We start from the raw sequence: 14,827 nt of genomic DNA, 5'->3' as shown, positions 1-14,827 counted from the left end.
TGGCGGATTACGGGCACACCGAGCCTGGGCGAGGTGCCGAGTGGTGGGGCAAGAGCGTTTTGCTTACTTTTGTCTGGGCCGGCATTCCGGCTTTTCAAAAGTGAGCCGCTGTAAAAGCGGAACCCTAAGTGGCCGTTACCGCAGGAATGGATATGTACTCGGTATAACTGTATCGACTGTCAGGCCGCTATCGCAGGCAAGCCAGCTCCCACAGTTGGATCGTTGGGGTGTCGGGTAGATAGGCGTCGGCTGGCGGGCCGCCTTCGCAGGCAAGCCAGCGCCCACAGGTCCACGTTAGCGCAACACCGTGGCCCCCTTGCACGCCTGCCCCGCCCTCTCACAGATCTCCCACCCACCACCCAGCGCCTTATAGATCCCCACCACCGCCAAGCGCTGTTCCGTGCGCGCCGCCGTCAATGCCCGGCGGCTGGTGAAGTCCGCGCGTTCGGCCTCAAGCACATCCAGGTACACCCCTTCACCTTGCGCAAACCGCTCACGCGCGAAGCTGGCTGCCTCACGATTGGCCGCCGCTTCCAGCAGCCGCAAGCCCAGGGCATTACCGGCTGTACGGTTGGCCTGGAACGCATCATCGGTTTCCTGCAGGGCTCGCAACACGGTCTGGTCATAAGCGATCAATGCCGCCTGGGTGCGTGCCTCGCTGGCGGCAATCCGCGCTCGTACGCGCCCGGTGTCCAGCAACGACCAGCGAATCACCGGCGCGATAAAGTTCGACTGCATGCCCGCATCGCCCAGGGCGCTGAGACTTCCGGCCAGTAAACCGATGGAACCCTGCACCTGGATGTCCGGATACAAGCCAGCGGTTTCCACACCAATCTGCGCGGTCGCAGCCGCCAGCGTGCGTTCGGCCGCGGCAATATCGGCGCGACGCGCCAGCAGGCCGGCCGGGTCTCCCACCTGCAACGTGCGCAGGTTCAAGGTTTCACGCCCAGGCCGGGCCAGCGGTGGCTTGAACCCCTGGGGCGCTTGCCCCAGCAGCACCGCCAGCGCGTTGGTTGACTTGGCGCGACGTCGCTCCAGGTCAGGCGCTACCGCCTCGACATTGCGCAACAAGGCCTCGGCCCGCAGCCGGTCGAATTCGGTGGCGGCGCCGACGCTGACCATCTGCCCCACCAGGCCCAGGCTGTCGCGCTGGCTCTGACTGATATCCGCGACCACCGCCTGTTCGGCTTCGATCCCTTGTAACTCGAACCAGGTTGCCGCGACCGTCGCCGCGACGCTCGCTTGCACGCTGCGCAGCAATGCCTGACGCGACCCCGCCTGGGCCTGGGCCGCCTCCACCGAGCGACGCACGCGCCCAAACAAGTCGATTTCCCAGGCTGCATCCACCGCCGCGCGGGTGGTTTCAATAGAGCGCTGCTCGCCGAAGGGAGTCTCGACCTCGCTACGCTGGCGGTGCTCGTAGCCCAGGGCAGCGCCGCCGCTGGGCAGGAAGCCTTGGCGGCTTTCGCGCAGCAACGCCTTGGCTTCGTCCAGGCGCGCGGCAGCGATGCCGATGTCGTGGTTGGCCGCCAGTGCCTGTTGGATCAATTGGCTCAGTGCCGGCTCGTCGAACACTTGCCACCACTGCACCTCTACCTCACCCGGACCAAGCCCGGCGATGGGCGCGCCGAAGCTCGTCGCCCGCTGCGCAGCAGGCAGCACCGGCGCGGAGTAATCAGGCCCAACCGAGCCGCAACCGGCCAGCAGGGTCAACGACAACAGAAAAGCTGGATACGCCTGTTTCATGATGCGCTCTCCTTTAGCTGCACCTTCGGACTCGCCCCCTGGCGCTGCACGCGCAGCGCCAGGCTGCGCATCACCACATAGAACACGGGCGTCAGGAACAGACCGAACAGCGTCACGCCCAACATCCCGGCAAACACCGCAACCCCCATGGCATGGCGCATCTCGGCGCCTGCCCCACTGGCAAATACCAGCGGGACTACGCCGGCGATAAACGCCAGGGACGTCATCAGGATCGGGCGCAGGCGCAATTGACAGGCGTGGATCACCGCTTCCAATGGGCTGGCGCCTTCGGCTTCGAGGCTGCGGGCAAACTCGACGATCAGGATGGCGTTCTTCGCCGCCAAGCCCACCAGCACCACCAACCCGATCTGCACGAACACGTTGTTGTCGCCCTCCACCAGCCACACGCCGAGGATTGCGCTGAGCAGGCACATGGGCACGATCAGCAACACCGCCAACGGCAGCAGCCAACTGTTGTACTGCGCGGCGAGGATCAGATACGCCAGCAACACACACAGCGGGAAAATAAACAGGGCCGATGACCCAGCGAGCTTTTGCTGGTAGGTCAGGTCCGTCCATTCATAGGTCACGCCCTCGGGCAGTACCTCCTGGGCCAGGCGTTCCATGAGCGCAACCGCCTGCCCTGAGCTGACCCCAGGCATCGCGCCGCCAGAGATATCCGCCGAGGGATAGCCGTTGTAGTGGATCACCCGGTCAGGCCCGGAGCTCGGCGTGACCGTGACAAACGCTGATAACGGCAGCATGTCCCCGACGGCATTGCGCACCTGCAGACGGCCGATGGCTTCGGCTTGCATGCGATGGTCCGCATCGGCCTGGGCCGTGACTTTGTAGGTGCGGCCAAACCGGTTGAAGTCATTGACGTACAGCGACCCCAGATAGACCTGCAGCGACTCGAACACATCCGCCAGGCGCACGCCCTGGCTCTTGACCTGGGTGCGGTCGATGTCGACATTCAGTTGCGGCGCGTTGACGTCCAGGCTGGTCATCAGCCCGGCCACTTGGCCTGACTCAGTGGCTTTGGTCATCAGGACCTGGGTCTGCTGCACCAGCGCCTCCAGCCCGACGCCGCCACGGTCCTCGACCTGCAGCTTGAAGCCCCCGGTCACCCCGAGCCCCGGCACCGGTGGCGGCGGGAACACGCCGAGGAAGCCGTCGGGGATGCTCGCAAACTTGGCTTGCAGACGCCCGGCGATGGCGACCGCCGCCATATCCGGCGAGGTGCGCTCTTTGAACGGATCAAGCATCACAAACATCACCGCCGCATTCGGGACGTTGACGAAGCCGTTGACCGACAGCCCCGGGAACGCCACGACGCTCTCGACCCCCGGCTCATCCAGGGCGATTTTCGACATTTGTCGCACCACCGCATCGGTACGCTCCAACGAGGCCGCGTTCGGCAGTTGGGCGATGCCGACCAGGTAGTATTTGTCTTGCATCGGCACGAAGCCGGCCGGTACCACGTTGAAGCCGAACCAGGTCAACGCGAGCAAACCGCCGTAGGCCAACAGCGCCACGCCGCGACGGCCGACGACCTTGCGCACGGTATTGCCATAGGCTTGTGGCGCTCGCTGAAACGGCCGGCCCAGCACCTCAAGCAGCCGCGTGGCGCGACCACGCAGGCTGCGCGGGTCATGCACCAAGGCCGCATGCCGTGGCCGCAGCAACAGGCCAGCCAGCGCCGGGCTGAGGGTCAACGAGTTGACCGCCGAGAGGATAGTGGAAATCGCGATGGTCAGCGCAAATTGCCGATAGAACTCGCCTTGCAGGCCACTGAGAAACGCGGTGGGAATGAACACGGCCGCCAGCACCGAGGTGATCGCAATGATAGGGCCGGTGACCTCGCCCATCGCCCGTCGCGCAGCCTGCATCGGCTCCTCGCCGTTCTCGATATGCCGCTCGACGTTCTCCACCACCACGATGGCATCGTCGACCACGATGCCAATCGACAGCACCAGGCCAAACAGCGACAAGGTATTGAGGGAAAAGCCCATCAGGTGCATGACCGCAAAGGTGCCAATGATCGACACCGGCACGGCCATCAAAGGAATCAGCGACGCACGCCAGTTGCGCAGGAACACCACCACCACGATCACCACCAGCAGGATCGCTTCCATCAGCGTGATGGCCACCGACTCCAGCGAAGCGCGCACAAACACGGTGGGGTCATAGGCAATCCGCGACACCAGCCCCTCGGGGAAGTTGGTTTGCAGACGCTGCATGGTCTCGCGCACCGACTGCGCCACATCGAGGGCATTGGCCCCTGGGCTCTGGATGATCTGCAAGGCCACCGCCGGCTCGCCGTCCAACAGGCTGCGCAGCGCGTAGGCATCGGCGCCCATCTCGATACGGGCCACATCACGCAGGCGCGTGACCTGGCCGTTATCGCCGGTGCGGATGATGATATCGCCGAACTGCTCTTCGTCCGTCAGGCGCCCGAGGGTATTGACCGTGACTTGGAACGCCGCAGTAGAGTCCGGCGCCTGGCCGACCGAGCCGGCGGCCACTTGCACGTTCTGCTCGCGCACGGCAGCAATCACATCACCGGCGGTCAAGCCTCGGGCGGCGATCAGGTCCGGGTCGAGCCACAGGCGCATGCTGTATTCACCCGCGCCCCACACCAGCACATCGTTGATCCCCGGCAGGCGCGACAACTCATCGCGCACCTGCAGGTAGGCATAGTTGGAGATATAGAGCGGATCATAACGTTGGTCGGGGGACAGCAGGTGGACCACCATGAGGATGTCCGGCGAGGTCTTCTGCGTGACCACGCCCAGGCGCTGCACCTCTTCGGGCAAGCGCGGCAAAGCTCGCGAAACACGGTTCTGCACCTGGATCTGCGCCATGTCCGCGTTGGTGCCCTGGGCGAAGGTCGCGGTCAGGATCATGCGGCCATCGGTGGCCGACTGCGAGGTCATGTAAAGCATGCCTTCCACCCCGGTGATCACCTGTTCCAGCGGCGCTGCCACCGTCTCTGCAATCACCTGCGGGTTGGCCCCCGGATACGACGCGGTCACTTGCACCGTGGGCGGCGTGACGGCCGGGTATTCGCTCAACGGCAAATGGAAGAAGGCCACGATGCCGCCGATCATCATCAACACCGAGAGGACAATGGCGAAGATCGGTCGGTCAATGAAAAAGCGTGGGAAGCTCATTGCACGCCCCCCACCGCCAGCGGCGCCTCAAGCGGCTTGCCCTCGATGCTGGCGGCCAGCGGTGTCACCTGCATGCCGGGGCGCACCAGCCCTTTGACGACAATGCGCTCGCCCGGTTGCAGCCCCTGTTCGATGACCCGCAGGCCGTCGACCACTGGGCCCAGTTCCACCGGGCGGTATTCGGTTTTATCACCTTCACCGACTACCAGCACATAGCGACGGCCCTGGTCGGTGCCGATGGAATGGTCGGCAATCAACACCCGGGGTTGCGCCGCGCCGGTATCCAGCTTGACCTTGGCGAACAGCCCCGGCGTCAAGCGCCCATCCGGGTTTTCCACCACCGCACGCACGCGCACCGTGCCGGTCTTGCGGTCAGCCGAGTTGGCCAGAAAATCCACGCGACCGGCCCGTGCATAGGTGGTGTCGTTGAGCATCGCCACCATGACCTTGGCGGCTTGTTCGCCCTTGGCCCCGGCGTGTTGCCGCGTCGCTGCCAACGAATGCAGGTAGGTGCGTTCATCCACATCGAAATACACATGCAAGGGGTCGATGGAAACAATCGTGGTCAGCGCTGTTTCCCCACGGGTGACATAGTTGCCTTCCGTCACCAGGGCGCGGTCGATACGCCCGCTGATAGGTGCGGTGACGCGGGTGTAACTCAGGTCCAGTTGGGCCGTATCCAGCGCAGCCCTGGCGGCCTCCACCTGCGCTCTGCCGGCGTTCAACGAAGCAACGGCGGTGTCGAGACGATCACGTGCCACCACCTTCTTGGCATATAACTGCTCGGCACGGCCATGCTCGGCCTGGGCCAGCAACGCATTGGCCTCGGCCTCGCGCAGACGTGCCTTGGCTGCGTTCACTGCCGCCTGGAACATACGCGGATCGATCACAAACAATGGACTGCCCTTGGCCACGAACTGCCCTTCAGGCACGCTGACACTTTGCAGATAGCCACTGACTCGCGGGCGCAATTGAACCTGGTCGATGGCGGTCAACGAACCGGTGTACTCCACAAACGGCGTCACCGCACGCGCCACCACCTGGGCTACCGGCACGCCAGGGGGCTTGGCGGCCGCGGCTGGCGGTGAATTGTCTGAGCATCCGCCCAGCGTCAACGCTACGGCCAACACCCCGGTGATCAGGCTGACTGGTTTGGTGTACATCGTTCACCCTCCTTGGAATTTTCAAGACAAACCGACACGTGGGTTTTTATCCGGCTTGCCATACTGGGAAGGTCAAGCGCTATAAAACCGGGGGTGTGTTTTGTCTGGGAAATACTTGGAGGTGAATCAAATGGCGGCCAGCGTGGCTTGGTGGCGCTCGGGGTTACCTGTCGAACGCGGCTGAAGGTGGGAGCTGGCTTGCCTGCGAAGGGATCGACCCGGTTTGGTTGATAGACCGAGGTGCCTGCATCGCAGGCAAGCCAGCTCCCACCTTTGGATTGCGCGGTGTCAGCCTGGTATCTGTGGGCTCAGGCTCAGGTCCAGGCGACTACCAGCAAGCCGGCGCCCAACACCAGGCACAACGGCGAATAGAAGTAGGTGTCCAGACGAGCGAACCGCGAACCGCCGACCTTCTTGAAGAACCCCACCAGCTCCGAATCCCCTATCGCTCGGGCAAACATCAGCACGGCAATCGCGCTGATGCCCCACTGCAACGCCCCATGGGACACCGGCGAGAAATACAGCCCGGCGCGCAGGCACACAAGCAAGGCAATCGCCACCAGCCCCATCGCCACCAGAAAAGTGCCCAGCGCCGACGGTTTGAACGCCGGCCTGGGCCCGCTGGCAAACTCTCCGGGCAGTTGCGGGATAGCGGCCAGGCTGCCGAGCTTGCCACCCGCAGCCCAATACAGATGCACCATGCTGATGAAGGTAAATACCCCGACGATCCACCGCGCAATCACAAAGCTCATGGTCGGCGCTCCACAAAAATGTGCGAATGAGGATAGCCGCCCTGAGTTTTTTTGCAGGCATTTCGTCGGTCGCTGATGATAAAGTGCCGCCCCATGAAACTTGCCCGTGCCGACCGTTCACTCATTGCCTGGATGCTCTACTGCTGCGTCCTGTTCAATGTGTTCGCCTGCAGTATTGGTCATGGGCAAAGGGTGGGGATGCAGCTCAACGGCATCAGCGGCCAGTTCTGTACGGTCGACCCACGTACCCAGGCGCCGCTGCCCAGCAACTCGACGGACGAGAACCTGCCAACGCTGTCGAAGGCGTTTGGTTGCCCGCTGTGTTCTACCGGCGGCATGGGCCCGGCGCTCAACTCCCACCTGAATGTGGCGGTCCTGCCGCAACCCCATGCACCGCCTGCTGCGGTGGTGCTTGCCGCTGACATCCCTGCCCGCTTCACCTGGCCTGCGGCTAATCCGCGCGCGCCACCTGCCCTTGCCTGATCCCTGCGCTTACTGATCTGCATCGCCCCGTTTCCGTCAGGAGTACGGGTAGCTGTGCGTTGTTTTCGAGCCAAGTTTTCAGGATTCCAACCATGAAACATTTACCCCTGCTGGCGGGCCTGTTCGGCTGCCTGCCTGTTTGCGCCTCGGCCCTTGAGTTGGCCCCGACCACCATTGACGGCGAGCAAAGTGCCGAGCCTGGGCTGGCCCTGGACCAATCCAGCGGCATGGCCTCGCGCCTGGGCCTGAGCGTGCGGGAAACCCCGGCGTCAGTGGCCATCGCCAACCGCAACGATATCGAGCGCCACGGCGCCAAGACCTTCCGCGATGCGGCCAATACCCTGCCCGGTGTCAACGCCAGCGCCCCGCCCGGTTTTGGCGGTTTTGTCTCGTACCGAGGGTTTACCAGTAGCCAGATCACCCAGATGTTCAACGGCATCAATGTCGCCACGGGCCTGGCGCGGCCGGTGGATGCGTGGATCTATGACCGCGTCGAACTGGTAGGCGGCCCCTCCTCCTTGATCAACGGCGCAGGCTCAGTGGGTGGCTCGCTGAACTACGTGACCAAGCTGGCAAACCGCGAGGAACAGGCCATCGAAGGCCAACTGAGCTATGGCAGCTACGACACCGCCGGTCTGGCGTTCGGCCTCAACCATGCGCTGACCGAACCCGGTGCCGAGGTGCAGCATTACGCCCGCCTGGATGTGAGCCGCAACACCAACCACAGCTACATCGACCGCGACCAGCGCGATGCCTGGAGCGTGGCGTTTTCCCTGCTCAGCGACCTCACCCCGAATCTGTCCCACACCCTGGCCCTGGAATATCAGGACGAACATGAAGACAGCCCGTATTGGGGTACGCCGGTGCTCAACCCCAAGGCCGGTGAACTGAAGATCGACAAGCACAACCGCTTCAATAACTACAACGTTGCCGACGGCCGTTATGAGCAACGCACGATCTGGGCACGTTCAATCATCGACTACCGGATCAACGACAGCACCACACTGAAAAACACCCTCTACCACCTCGACAGCCAGCGCGACTATCGCAACCTGGAGACCTACCAGTACAACGCCGACAACAGCGCGGTGAACCGCTCAACGGCCTATCAGGTGCGGCATCAGGGCGAGCAGAACGGCAACCAGTTCGAACTGCGCCATGACACGAGCGTGTTCGGCCTTGCCACCACCTGGTCGGGTGGTTTTGAGTACAAGGTCAACAGCACCACCAACAGCCCCTTGAACGTGCCGGGCAAAAGTACCGTGGACCCGAACCACTACGACCCAGGGCACTTCTATGATATTCCCGGTACCCAGCCAGGTTTCGTCAAGGACAAGACCAACCAAGTAACCACCAAGGCACTGTTCGTGGAAAACCGTCTGGGACTAACGGATAAGCTCTCGCTGCTGACCGGCCTGCGCTATGACGCCATCGACCTGGACGTGACCAACCACCGCACCATCACCGCCACCAACCCGCGGCACTTCAAGCGCAGTTGGGAGCCGGTAACGGGCCGGGTGGGCCTGACCTATCAGTTCATCCCGTCCGCCAACGTCTATGTGCAATACAGCACCGCCGTCGAACAGCCCAATACCACCACCCAGGTGTTCGACGTGTCCACGGGCAAGCAATGGGAAATCGGCAGCAAGTTCGATTACCTGGAAGGTCGGGGCTCCGCCACGGTCGCCGCCTACAAGATCGAACGCAAGGACTTTGCCGTCACCGACCCGCTGGACCCGACCAACAGCATCCCGGTGGGCGCGCAGTCGTCCAAGGGCATCGAACTGGCCAGCTCGTTGCGCATCACGCCGAAGCTATTGGCCGAAGGCAACTTCGCCTGGGTGGACGCGCAGTACGATGAGTTCAACGAGAAAATCGCCAGCGGCTCGGTGGTGTCACGTAAGGGCAATACGCCGACCAACGTGCCCAAGCGCGTGGGTAACCTATGGCTGACCTACGATTTTGCCGAGGATTGGCAAGGTGGGGTGGATGCGCGGTATGTCGCCCAGGTGTACGCGGACAATGCCAATACCCAGACCGTACCGGCCTATACGCTGTTCGGCACCTTCCTGCGCTATAAGCTGGATGCGAACACCTCGGTAACCGGGCGCGTGCGTAACCTGACTAACGAGGTGTACGCAGAGTTTGCTCATGTGTCGCCGGCGTACTATCTGGGATCACCGAGGACCTTTGAGCTGGCCGTACACACCAAGTTCTAACGCTGCAACGACCGTTGACTTGAAATGCAATTGAATGTGGGAGCTGGCTTGCCTGCGATAGCGGTGGGTCAGCATAAAAATATGTTGTCTGACACTCAGTCATCGCAGGCAAGCCAGCTCCCACATCTTGATCTTCGCTCGATACAAAGACCGCCGGTTACTGGAGGCTCGCCTCGATCTTCTGCGCCACATCTTCCGTCAACCAGGCCTTCCATACCTGCGGATGTTCCTTGAGAAACGCCTGGGCCACCTCCCGAGGCGGCGTGTGGTGCTCGCTCATCGTCGCCAAGGCTTTGTTAAGCGGCTCGATGGGAAACTCGACCTTCTCGAAGAACTGGGCAATCTGTGGATGTTCCTGCTGGAACGGCGTCGACACGCCAATGCTCAGCTTGGAAGCCAATGAGCGTGTCGGCTTCGGGTTCGGGTTGTCTGCGTCAGTCAGGGTCTTCCACGCATCTGCATCAAATGGCGGTTCTTCCAGCTGGATCAATTTATAGCGCCCCATCAACGGGGTCGGCGACCAGTAATAGAACAGCACGGGCTTGCCCCGGCGAATCGACGAGGCAATCTCCGCATCCAGCGCCGCCCCCGAACCGCTGCGAAAGTTCACGTAGCTGTCGTCCAGCCCATAAGCCTTGAGCTTCTGTTTGTTGACCACCTCGGAGGTCCAGCCGATGGGGCTGTTGAGAAAGCGCCCCTTGCCTGGGGACTCCGGGTCTTTGAACACGTCCTTGTAGCGCGCCAGGTCCTGTACGCTTTTCAAATCTGGTGCCAGGGGTTTGAGTCCTTTAGAGGGGTCACCCTTGACCACGTATTCCGGCACCCACCAGCCTTCGGTAGCGCCTTTGACGATATCGCCCAGGCCCGCCACCTTGCCTTCGGCTTGCGCCTTGACCCACACAGGGCTGCGGCCTGCCCACTCCTCGCCGATCACCTGGATATCATTCTTGGCCAGGGCGGTTTCCAGGGTGATGGTGGTGCCAGGCAACGTGTCGGTGGGCAGGTCATAGCCCTTCTCGACGATAAAACGCAGTACTTCTGTGATCAGGCTGCCGCTTTCCCAGTTCAGGTCGGCAAAATGCACCGGCGCCTGGGCGGCCGATACCGGCAATGACAGACTCAGGGTCGTCAGGCCCATCGCCAGCAGTGACTTCAATCCTTTCATGCCTTTGCACCTCGCGTTTTCGCAGTCATGGCGAACGGCTTTGCTGCAAATGCGCGAAGCCTCTGAATAGTTAAGTCAACTCAACTGTAGTAGAGGTTCCAAAAGACAAAGAGGCACAACATGTTCAGCGCCTACTCGCTGGCCTTGAAGGTCACCAGCTCACCCTTGCGCCATTTGGCGGCTTTGCCCGTCACGGCTTTCAGGGTTTTGGTCAACCCTTCTTGCAATTGATCGTGGGCAGCGAATACCAGCATCACGCTGTGGCCTTCCTTGAACACGATACCCTGGCCTTCGTTCGACGACACAAAGGCATAGTCGCCGATGCCGTACACAGTCAACTTGATATCGCGAAACCTCAATTCGAACTTTCCACCTTCACGGCTGGGCAACACCGCCGCGCGAAAATGGTCACCCACTTTGAGTTCCAGACGTGGCTTGTCATCCACGACCAGCGCCGTTTCGGTATCGATCTCGGCGATATAAATACCTTCCGGCGTCTGTTCAGTGACGTAGACAAACCGGGATTGAAACTGCTTGACCAACTTTGCGCGCAAATCACCCAGCACGAATAACGCGTGCATATCCAGATTACTGACTGCCAAGGAAACGCCCCCACATCAAAAAAGCACTGGCCGCCAAAGCGAACAGCACAAAAAAATGGCCGTTACGACACGATACAGAGTCATTAAAAAACTGAAGAGAACTCGTAAGGCTAGTACAAACCTCAACGGCGGACCTCATGCGAAGTCAACCGTGATACAGCAAATCACAGGTTCAACGACCCGAGAATACGGGTCTGCCGACTTCAGAGAATAACCCAATTAAAAATGCAGTTTTCCGACATCCCAACACAAAAAAACATCTGGGCATGGAACCAGTCACGAACTACCGACGACAATACTAGAACAGCAACCAGGGTGAAAACCACCCGAAACATCGCAGACAAGCTAACCGGATCGATCGACAGGAGCTGAGCATGCAACGACGTCAACACGACGCTACGTCTTTCCACACTCGTTCACCATGTCCCGACGAACAGCAATACTACTGCCTGCTGAACCTGAATGGGTACTCCAATTCAGTGCTTTACCAAGTTGTACCCGCAGGAAAGAACTTTTTTCATATTCTTGAAGTGCCCAGCGGCAAGATCAAGGGGTTTCGCAGCGATCACATCAAAGCCTGCGAACTGGCCAAGTCCCTTGAAGCCAAGCTATACGCCTCAGGCGGCGGAATCGTTTCGTCGCCTGGATGACTTTACCGCGCCACTGCCCCTCAACAACTGCCATACTGGCCTGTCCATGGAAGTTTGCCCCCCGCGGGTCAGGTTTCATCAACGCAGTTACCTTGAAGGGAAAGCCATACGTGACGGAATTTGATATTGGCGAATTTATTATCCACGGCGATGCGAGAGAAGTAGACGGTGAGTTTCAAGCGGTCATCATCATGCGAGCCAAACCACCGCTGAACAAGGTCACCGCGCACCAAGTGGAAAAAGACCGCTGGTTCAAAACCGCCGACGCAGCAGCCGTCGCTGGCAAAGAGGCGGCCAAGGCACTGAAAGCCGCCGTGGATTGCGGCGCGCTCAATTCCTGACAATCCGATAGAACTCTGGCGCCCCCCGAGCCCTCACATGCATGACGATAAACCCGCATGGAGAACGTTATGGACACCACGACCCCAACCCTTGAAACCCTGTTCGAACAACTGGGCCTGGATTCCAGCCAGGAAGCCATCGAACGTTTCACCGCCGAACATCGCCTGCCCGATGAGGTAAAACTCATCGACGCGCCATTCTGGAGCGAACAGCAGGCGAACTTCCTCAGGGAACAATTGCACGTCGACGCAGAGTGGGCGCCCGCAGTGGATGACCTCAATGCGCTGCTGCATGAACGTCCCCACGGTTGATTCAATGCAGGCTGTCTGACTCTTCACTGCGTAACAGCGCTTGCCAGGCAGCCTGGCATTCCTGCGCCTCGTCCCGGCTGGCGAACGCGGTGCCGCGTTGCTCACCGTTGAGCAACACCACCCAGCAGGCGCGCTGGCCCAGGGCACGAAGGGTTTCAGGCACGCCACTGCCGATCATCACGGCCACATCGACTTTGTTTTGCATGGAGCTTCTCCGCAGCATTAGTTAGCTGGCTAACAATGTCGGCCATGCTACGGTTTTATTCCAGTTGGAAAAAGCTATCTGCGGAATAGCTTCATTGCATAAACAGCAACAATGTAGAGACGGGGACGGCCAGCTCGAGTGCCGCCCCATTCATCAGATCAAGCTTGACGCTGGTGCTTGTCGATCTGCTCGTGGCGCTCTTGCGCTTCGATGCAGTACTTGGTGGTGGGGCTGATCAGCAGGCGCTTGAGGCCGATAGGCTCGCCGCTGTCGTCACACCAGCCAAAGGAATCTTCCTTGATGCGTTCCAGGGCACGCTCAAGTTGCGGCAGCATGCGCTGGTCGCGGTCAATGGCGTTCACCAGCCAGGTGCGCTCTTCTTCGACAGAAGCCGCGTCAGCCGGGTCGGCCGGGGTGTCCAGGCTTTCAATGGCGATACGGTTCTGCTCAATGCGCTCGTGGTGTTCCACCTTCATGTCTTGCAGCAACTTCTCGAAAAAAGCGTGCTGTTCGGCATTCATGTAGTCATCCGCCGGCATGGCCAGCAACTTTTCCTTTGTCATTGATTTCTCTATAAAAAATACGTGCATTAAGGCGAATAAGGGAGCGTTCCGCAAGGCCTGTGCAGGTCTCGGAAGGGCGCCGTCCATTTCAAGCGCCACCCGGCACTCAATTTACGAGGGGCGGCAGTCTAAGGCCGACTTGAGGGCGCAGCAACTGAAAAGACAGGCATTTTTTCCCGATTAACCCCCAAAGGCACCAGGACGGGCTTGGCGAATGGTCATCGGAGTGCGTTTATAGCAAGAAATTCAGTGTTGTGGAGCTATATAGAAGACAAACGGTTGAAAGTGCCTCATCCCCTGTAGGCGCGAGCTTGCTGTGGCGAGGGAGCTTGCTCCCGCCGACTGCGCAGCAGTCTCCGGTTTTATTGGGGGTGCTTCGCCCCACGCAAGCTCGCTCCTACAAGGGCAGTACTCAGCGCTTGAGCTTGCGCTTGTTACGGTATTGGTCGATCACCACCGCCACCACAATGATCAGGCCCTTGATGATGTCCTGGATATACGCATCCACCCCGACAAAGGTAAACCCGCTGGCCATCACCCCGAGGATCAACGCGCCGATCACCGTGCCGGTGATGCGCCCTACTCCACCGGCCAGGCTGGTACCGCCGATCACTGCGGCGGCAATCGCGTCCAGCTCGTAGGACATGCCCATGCCGGCTTGCCCCGTCGCTGCACGTGCCGAGGCAACCACACCGGCCAGGCCCGCCAGGAGACCGGCGATGCTATAGACGATGATCAAGTGACGCTTGACGTTGATCCCCGAAGTGCGCGCCGCTTGCATGTTGCCGCCGATGGCATAGGTGTACTTGCCGTACTTGGTGTAACGCAGGGCAATGTGGAAGATCACCGCCACCACCAGGAAGATAATCACCGGCATCGCGCCATGGCCGATCGCCGTGTAGGAGTCCGAGAGCATGCTCACCGGCTGACCTTCGGTGTAATAGCGCGCCAGGCCACGGGCCGAGACCATCATGCCCAGGGTTGCGATAAACGGCGGAATGCCGGTGACCGCAATAATGCTCCCGTTGATCGCGCCCGCTAAAAGCCCCACGCCCAAGCCCATCGCCACCGGGATCCACACCGGCAAATCGGTGAGGGACGGAAACACCGCCCGGGAAAAGTCGGAGGTCTGCGCCAGGCTGGCGGCGATCATCGCTGACAAGGCCAGCACCGAGCCGGACGACAAATCGATGCCCGTGGTAATGATCACCTGGGTCACACCGATGGCCAGCAGGCCGATGATCGACACCTGCAGGATCATCAGCACCAGACGCTGGGAGTTCATTAGAAAGCTCTGGTCGCGCACGATCCAGCCAAACAGTTCAAACACCAGGCCGATACCGATCAGCACCAGGAAGATACTCAGCTCGGTGGGCATGCGTCGACGGTTCTTGACCGGTGCGGTTGCCGGCTTGTTGTCTGTTATTGCGTTCATAACCCATCACCTTCTTAT

The 14,827-nt window shown here is 60.9% G+C and carries 14 protein-coding genes; 5 read left to right on the top strand and 9 right to left on the bottom strand.

All coding sequences use genetic code 11. From position 1 onward, the window contains the following. Positions 1 to 294: 294 nt before the first annotated feature. The 4 genes from MHH62_RS01630 to MHH62_RS01615 form a co-directional block, all read right to left on the bottom strand. Positions 295 to 1,746 (bottom strand): efflux transporter outer membrane subunit, encoded by a 1,452-nt coding sequence (locus MHH62_RS01630; protein ID WP_032901662.1) that lies wholly within the window; start codon positions 1,744 to 1,746, stop codon positions 295 to 297. Then, positions 1,743 to 4,919, bottom strand: a complete 3,177-nt coding sequence (locus MHH62_RS01625; RefSeq protein ID WP_339232308.1) for an efflux RND transporter permease subunit — start codon at positions 4,917 to 4,919, stop codon at positions 1,743 to 1,745. The genes MHH62_RS01630 and MHH62_RS01625 overlap by 4 nt, the downstream gene beginning before the upstream one ends. Further along, positions 4,916 to 6,082, bottom strand: coding sequence for an efflux RND transporter periplasmic adaptor subunit (locus MHH62_RS01620; RefSeq protein ID WP_014718755.1), 1,167 nt, complete (start codon positions 6,080 to 6,082; stop codon positions 4,916 to 4,918). The genes MHH62_RS01625 and MHH62_RS01620 overlap by 4 nt, the downstream gene beginning before the upstream one ends. Positions 6,083 to 6,396: 314 nt before the next feature. Continuing rightward, on the bottom strand, positions 6,397 to 6,834 hold the full coding sequence (locus MHH62_RS01615) for a DUF3995 domain-containing protein (protein ID WP_014718756.1): 438 nt from the start codon (positions 6,832 to 6,834) through the stop codon (positions 6,397 to 6,399). Between the two features lie 93 nt (positions 6,835 to 6,927). Here MHH62_RS01615 and MHH62_RS01610 point away from each other — a divergent pair, with 93 nt between their 5' ends. Together MHH62_RS01610 and MHH62_RS01605 are read left to right on the top strand one after the other, a co-directional pair. Further along, positions 6,928 to 7,317 carry a DUF2946 domain-containing protein gene (locus MHH62_RS01610; protein WP_014718757.1) on the top strand — a complete coding sequence of 130 codons (390 nt, stop codon included), beginning with the start codon at positions 6,928 to 6,930 and terminating at the stop codon, positions 7,315 to 7,317. A gap of 92 nt (positions 7,318 to 7,409) precedes the next feature. After that, entirely contained in the window at positions 7,410 to 9,536 is a 2,127-nt protein-coding gene (locus tag MHH62_RS01605; protein WP_339232307.1) for a TonB-dependent receptor, read from the top strand. A gap of 157 nt (positions 9,537 to 9,693) precedes the next feature. On the opposite strand, the gene MHH62_RS01600 is transcribed toward MHH62_RS01605, so the two are convergent. Next, complete coding sequence (locus MHH62_RS01600) at positions 9,694 to 10,701, bottom strand: ABC transporter substrate-binding protein (RefSeq protein WP_014718759.1); 1,008 nt, start codon at positions 10,699 to 10,701, stop codon at positions 9,694 to 9,696. Between the two features lie 131 nt (positions 10,702 to 10,832). Beyond that, a complete protein-coding gene (locus MHH62_RS01595; protein ID WP_019817194.1) occupies positions 10,833 to 11,282 on the bottom strand; it encodes a hypothetical protein in 450 nt (149 codons plus the stop codon). Positions 11,283 to 11,677: 395 nt separating this feature from the next. Between MHH62_RS01595 and MHH62_RS01590 the strand changes: the two genes are divergently transcribed. The 3 genes from MHH62_RS01590 to MHH62_RS01580 all read left to right on the top strand — a co-directional run bounded on the left by MHH62_RS01590 (position 11,678) and on the right by MHH62_RS01580 (position 12,606). After that, positions 11,678 to 11,953 (top strand): hypothetical protein, encoded by a 276-nt coding sequence (locus MHH62_RS01590; RefSeq protein ID WP_032872432.1) that lies wholly within the window; start codon positions 11,678 to 11,680, stop codon positions 11,951 to 11,953. Positions 11,954 to 12,063: 110 nt separating this feature from the next. Then, a complete protein-coding gene (locus MHH62_RS01585) occupies positions 12,064 to 12,294 on the top strand; it encodes a hypothetical protein (protein WP_014718762.1) in 231 nt (76 codons plus the stop codon). A 69-nt stretch (positions 12,295 to 12,363) separates the two neighbouring features. Beyond that, entirely contained in the window at positions 12,364 to 12,606 is a 243-nt protein-coding gene (locus MHH62_RS01580; RefSeq protein ID WP_014718763.1) for a DUF2789 domain-containing protein, read from the top strand. Between the two features lies 1 nt (position 12,607). On the opposite strand, the gene MHH62_RS01575 is transcribed toward MHH62_RS01580, so the two are convergent. The 3 genes from MHH62_RS01575 to MHH62_RS01565 form a co-directional block, all read right to left on the bottom strand. After that, on the bottom strand, positions 12,608 to 12,811 hold the full coding sequence (locus MHH62_RS01575) for a hypothetical protein (protein WP_014718764.1): 204 nt from the start codon (positions 12,809 to 12,811) through the stop codon (positions 12,608 to 12,610). Positions 12,812 to 12,969: 158 nt separating this feature from the next. Next, on the bottom strand, positions 12,970 to 13,374 hold the full coding sequence (locus tag MHH62_RS01570; protein WP_003191666.1) for a TraR/DksA C4-type zinc finger protein: 405 nt from the start codon (positions 13,372 to 13,374) through the stop codon (positions 12,970 to 12,972). Positions 13,375 to 13,786: 412 nt separating this feature from the next. Next, positions 13,787 to 14,809, bottom strand: a complete 1,023-nt coding sequence (locus MHH62_RS01565) for an ABC transporter permease (RefSeq protein WP_003191668.1) — start codon at positions 14,807 to 14,809, stop codon at positions 13,787 to 13,789. Positions 14,810 to 14,827: the final 18 nt, after the last annotated feature.

The organism is Pseudomonas sp. FSL L8-0168, assembly GCF_037976155.1.
Classification (GTDB): Bacteria; Pseudomonadota; Gammaproteobacteria; order Pseudomonadales; family Pseudomonadaceae; genus Aquipseudomonas; species Aquipseudomonas paracarnis.
The sequence above is the reverse complement of the archived record's forward strand: the minus strand, read 5'-3'. Positions and strand labels throughout refer to the sequence as shown.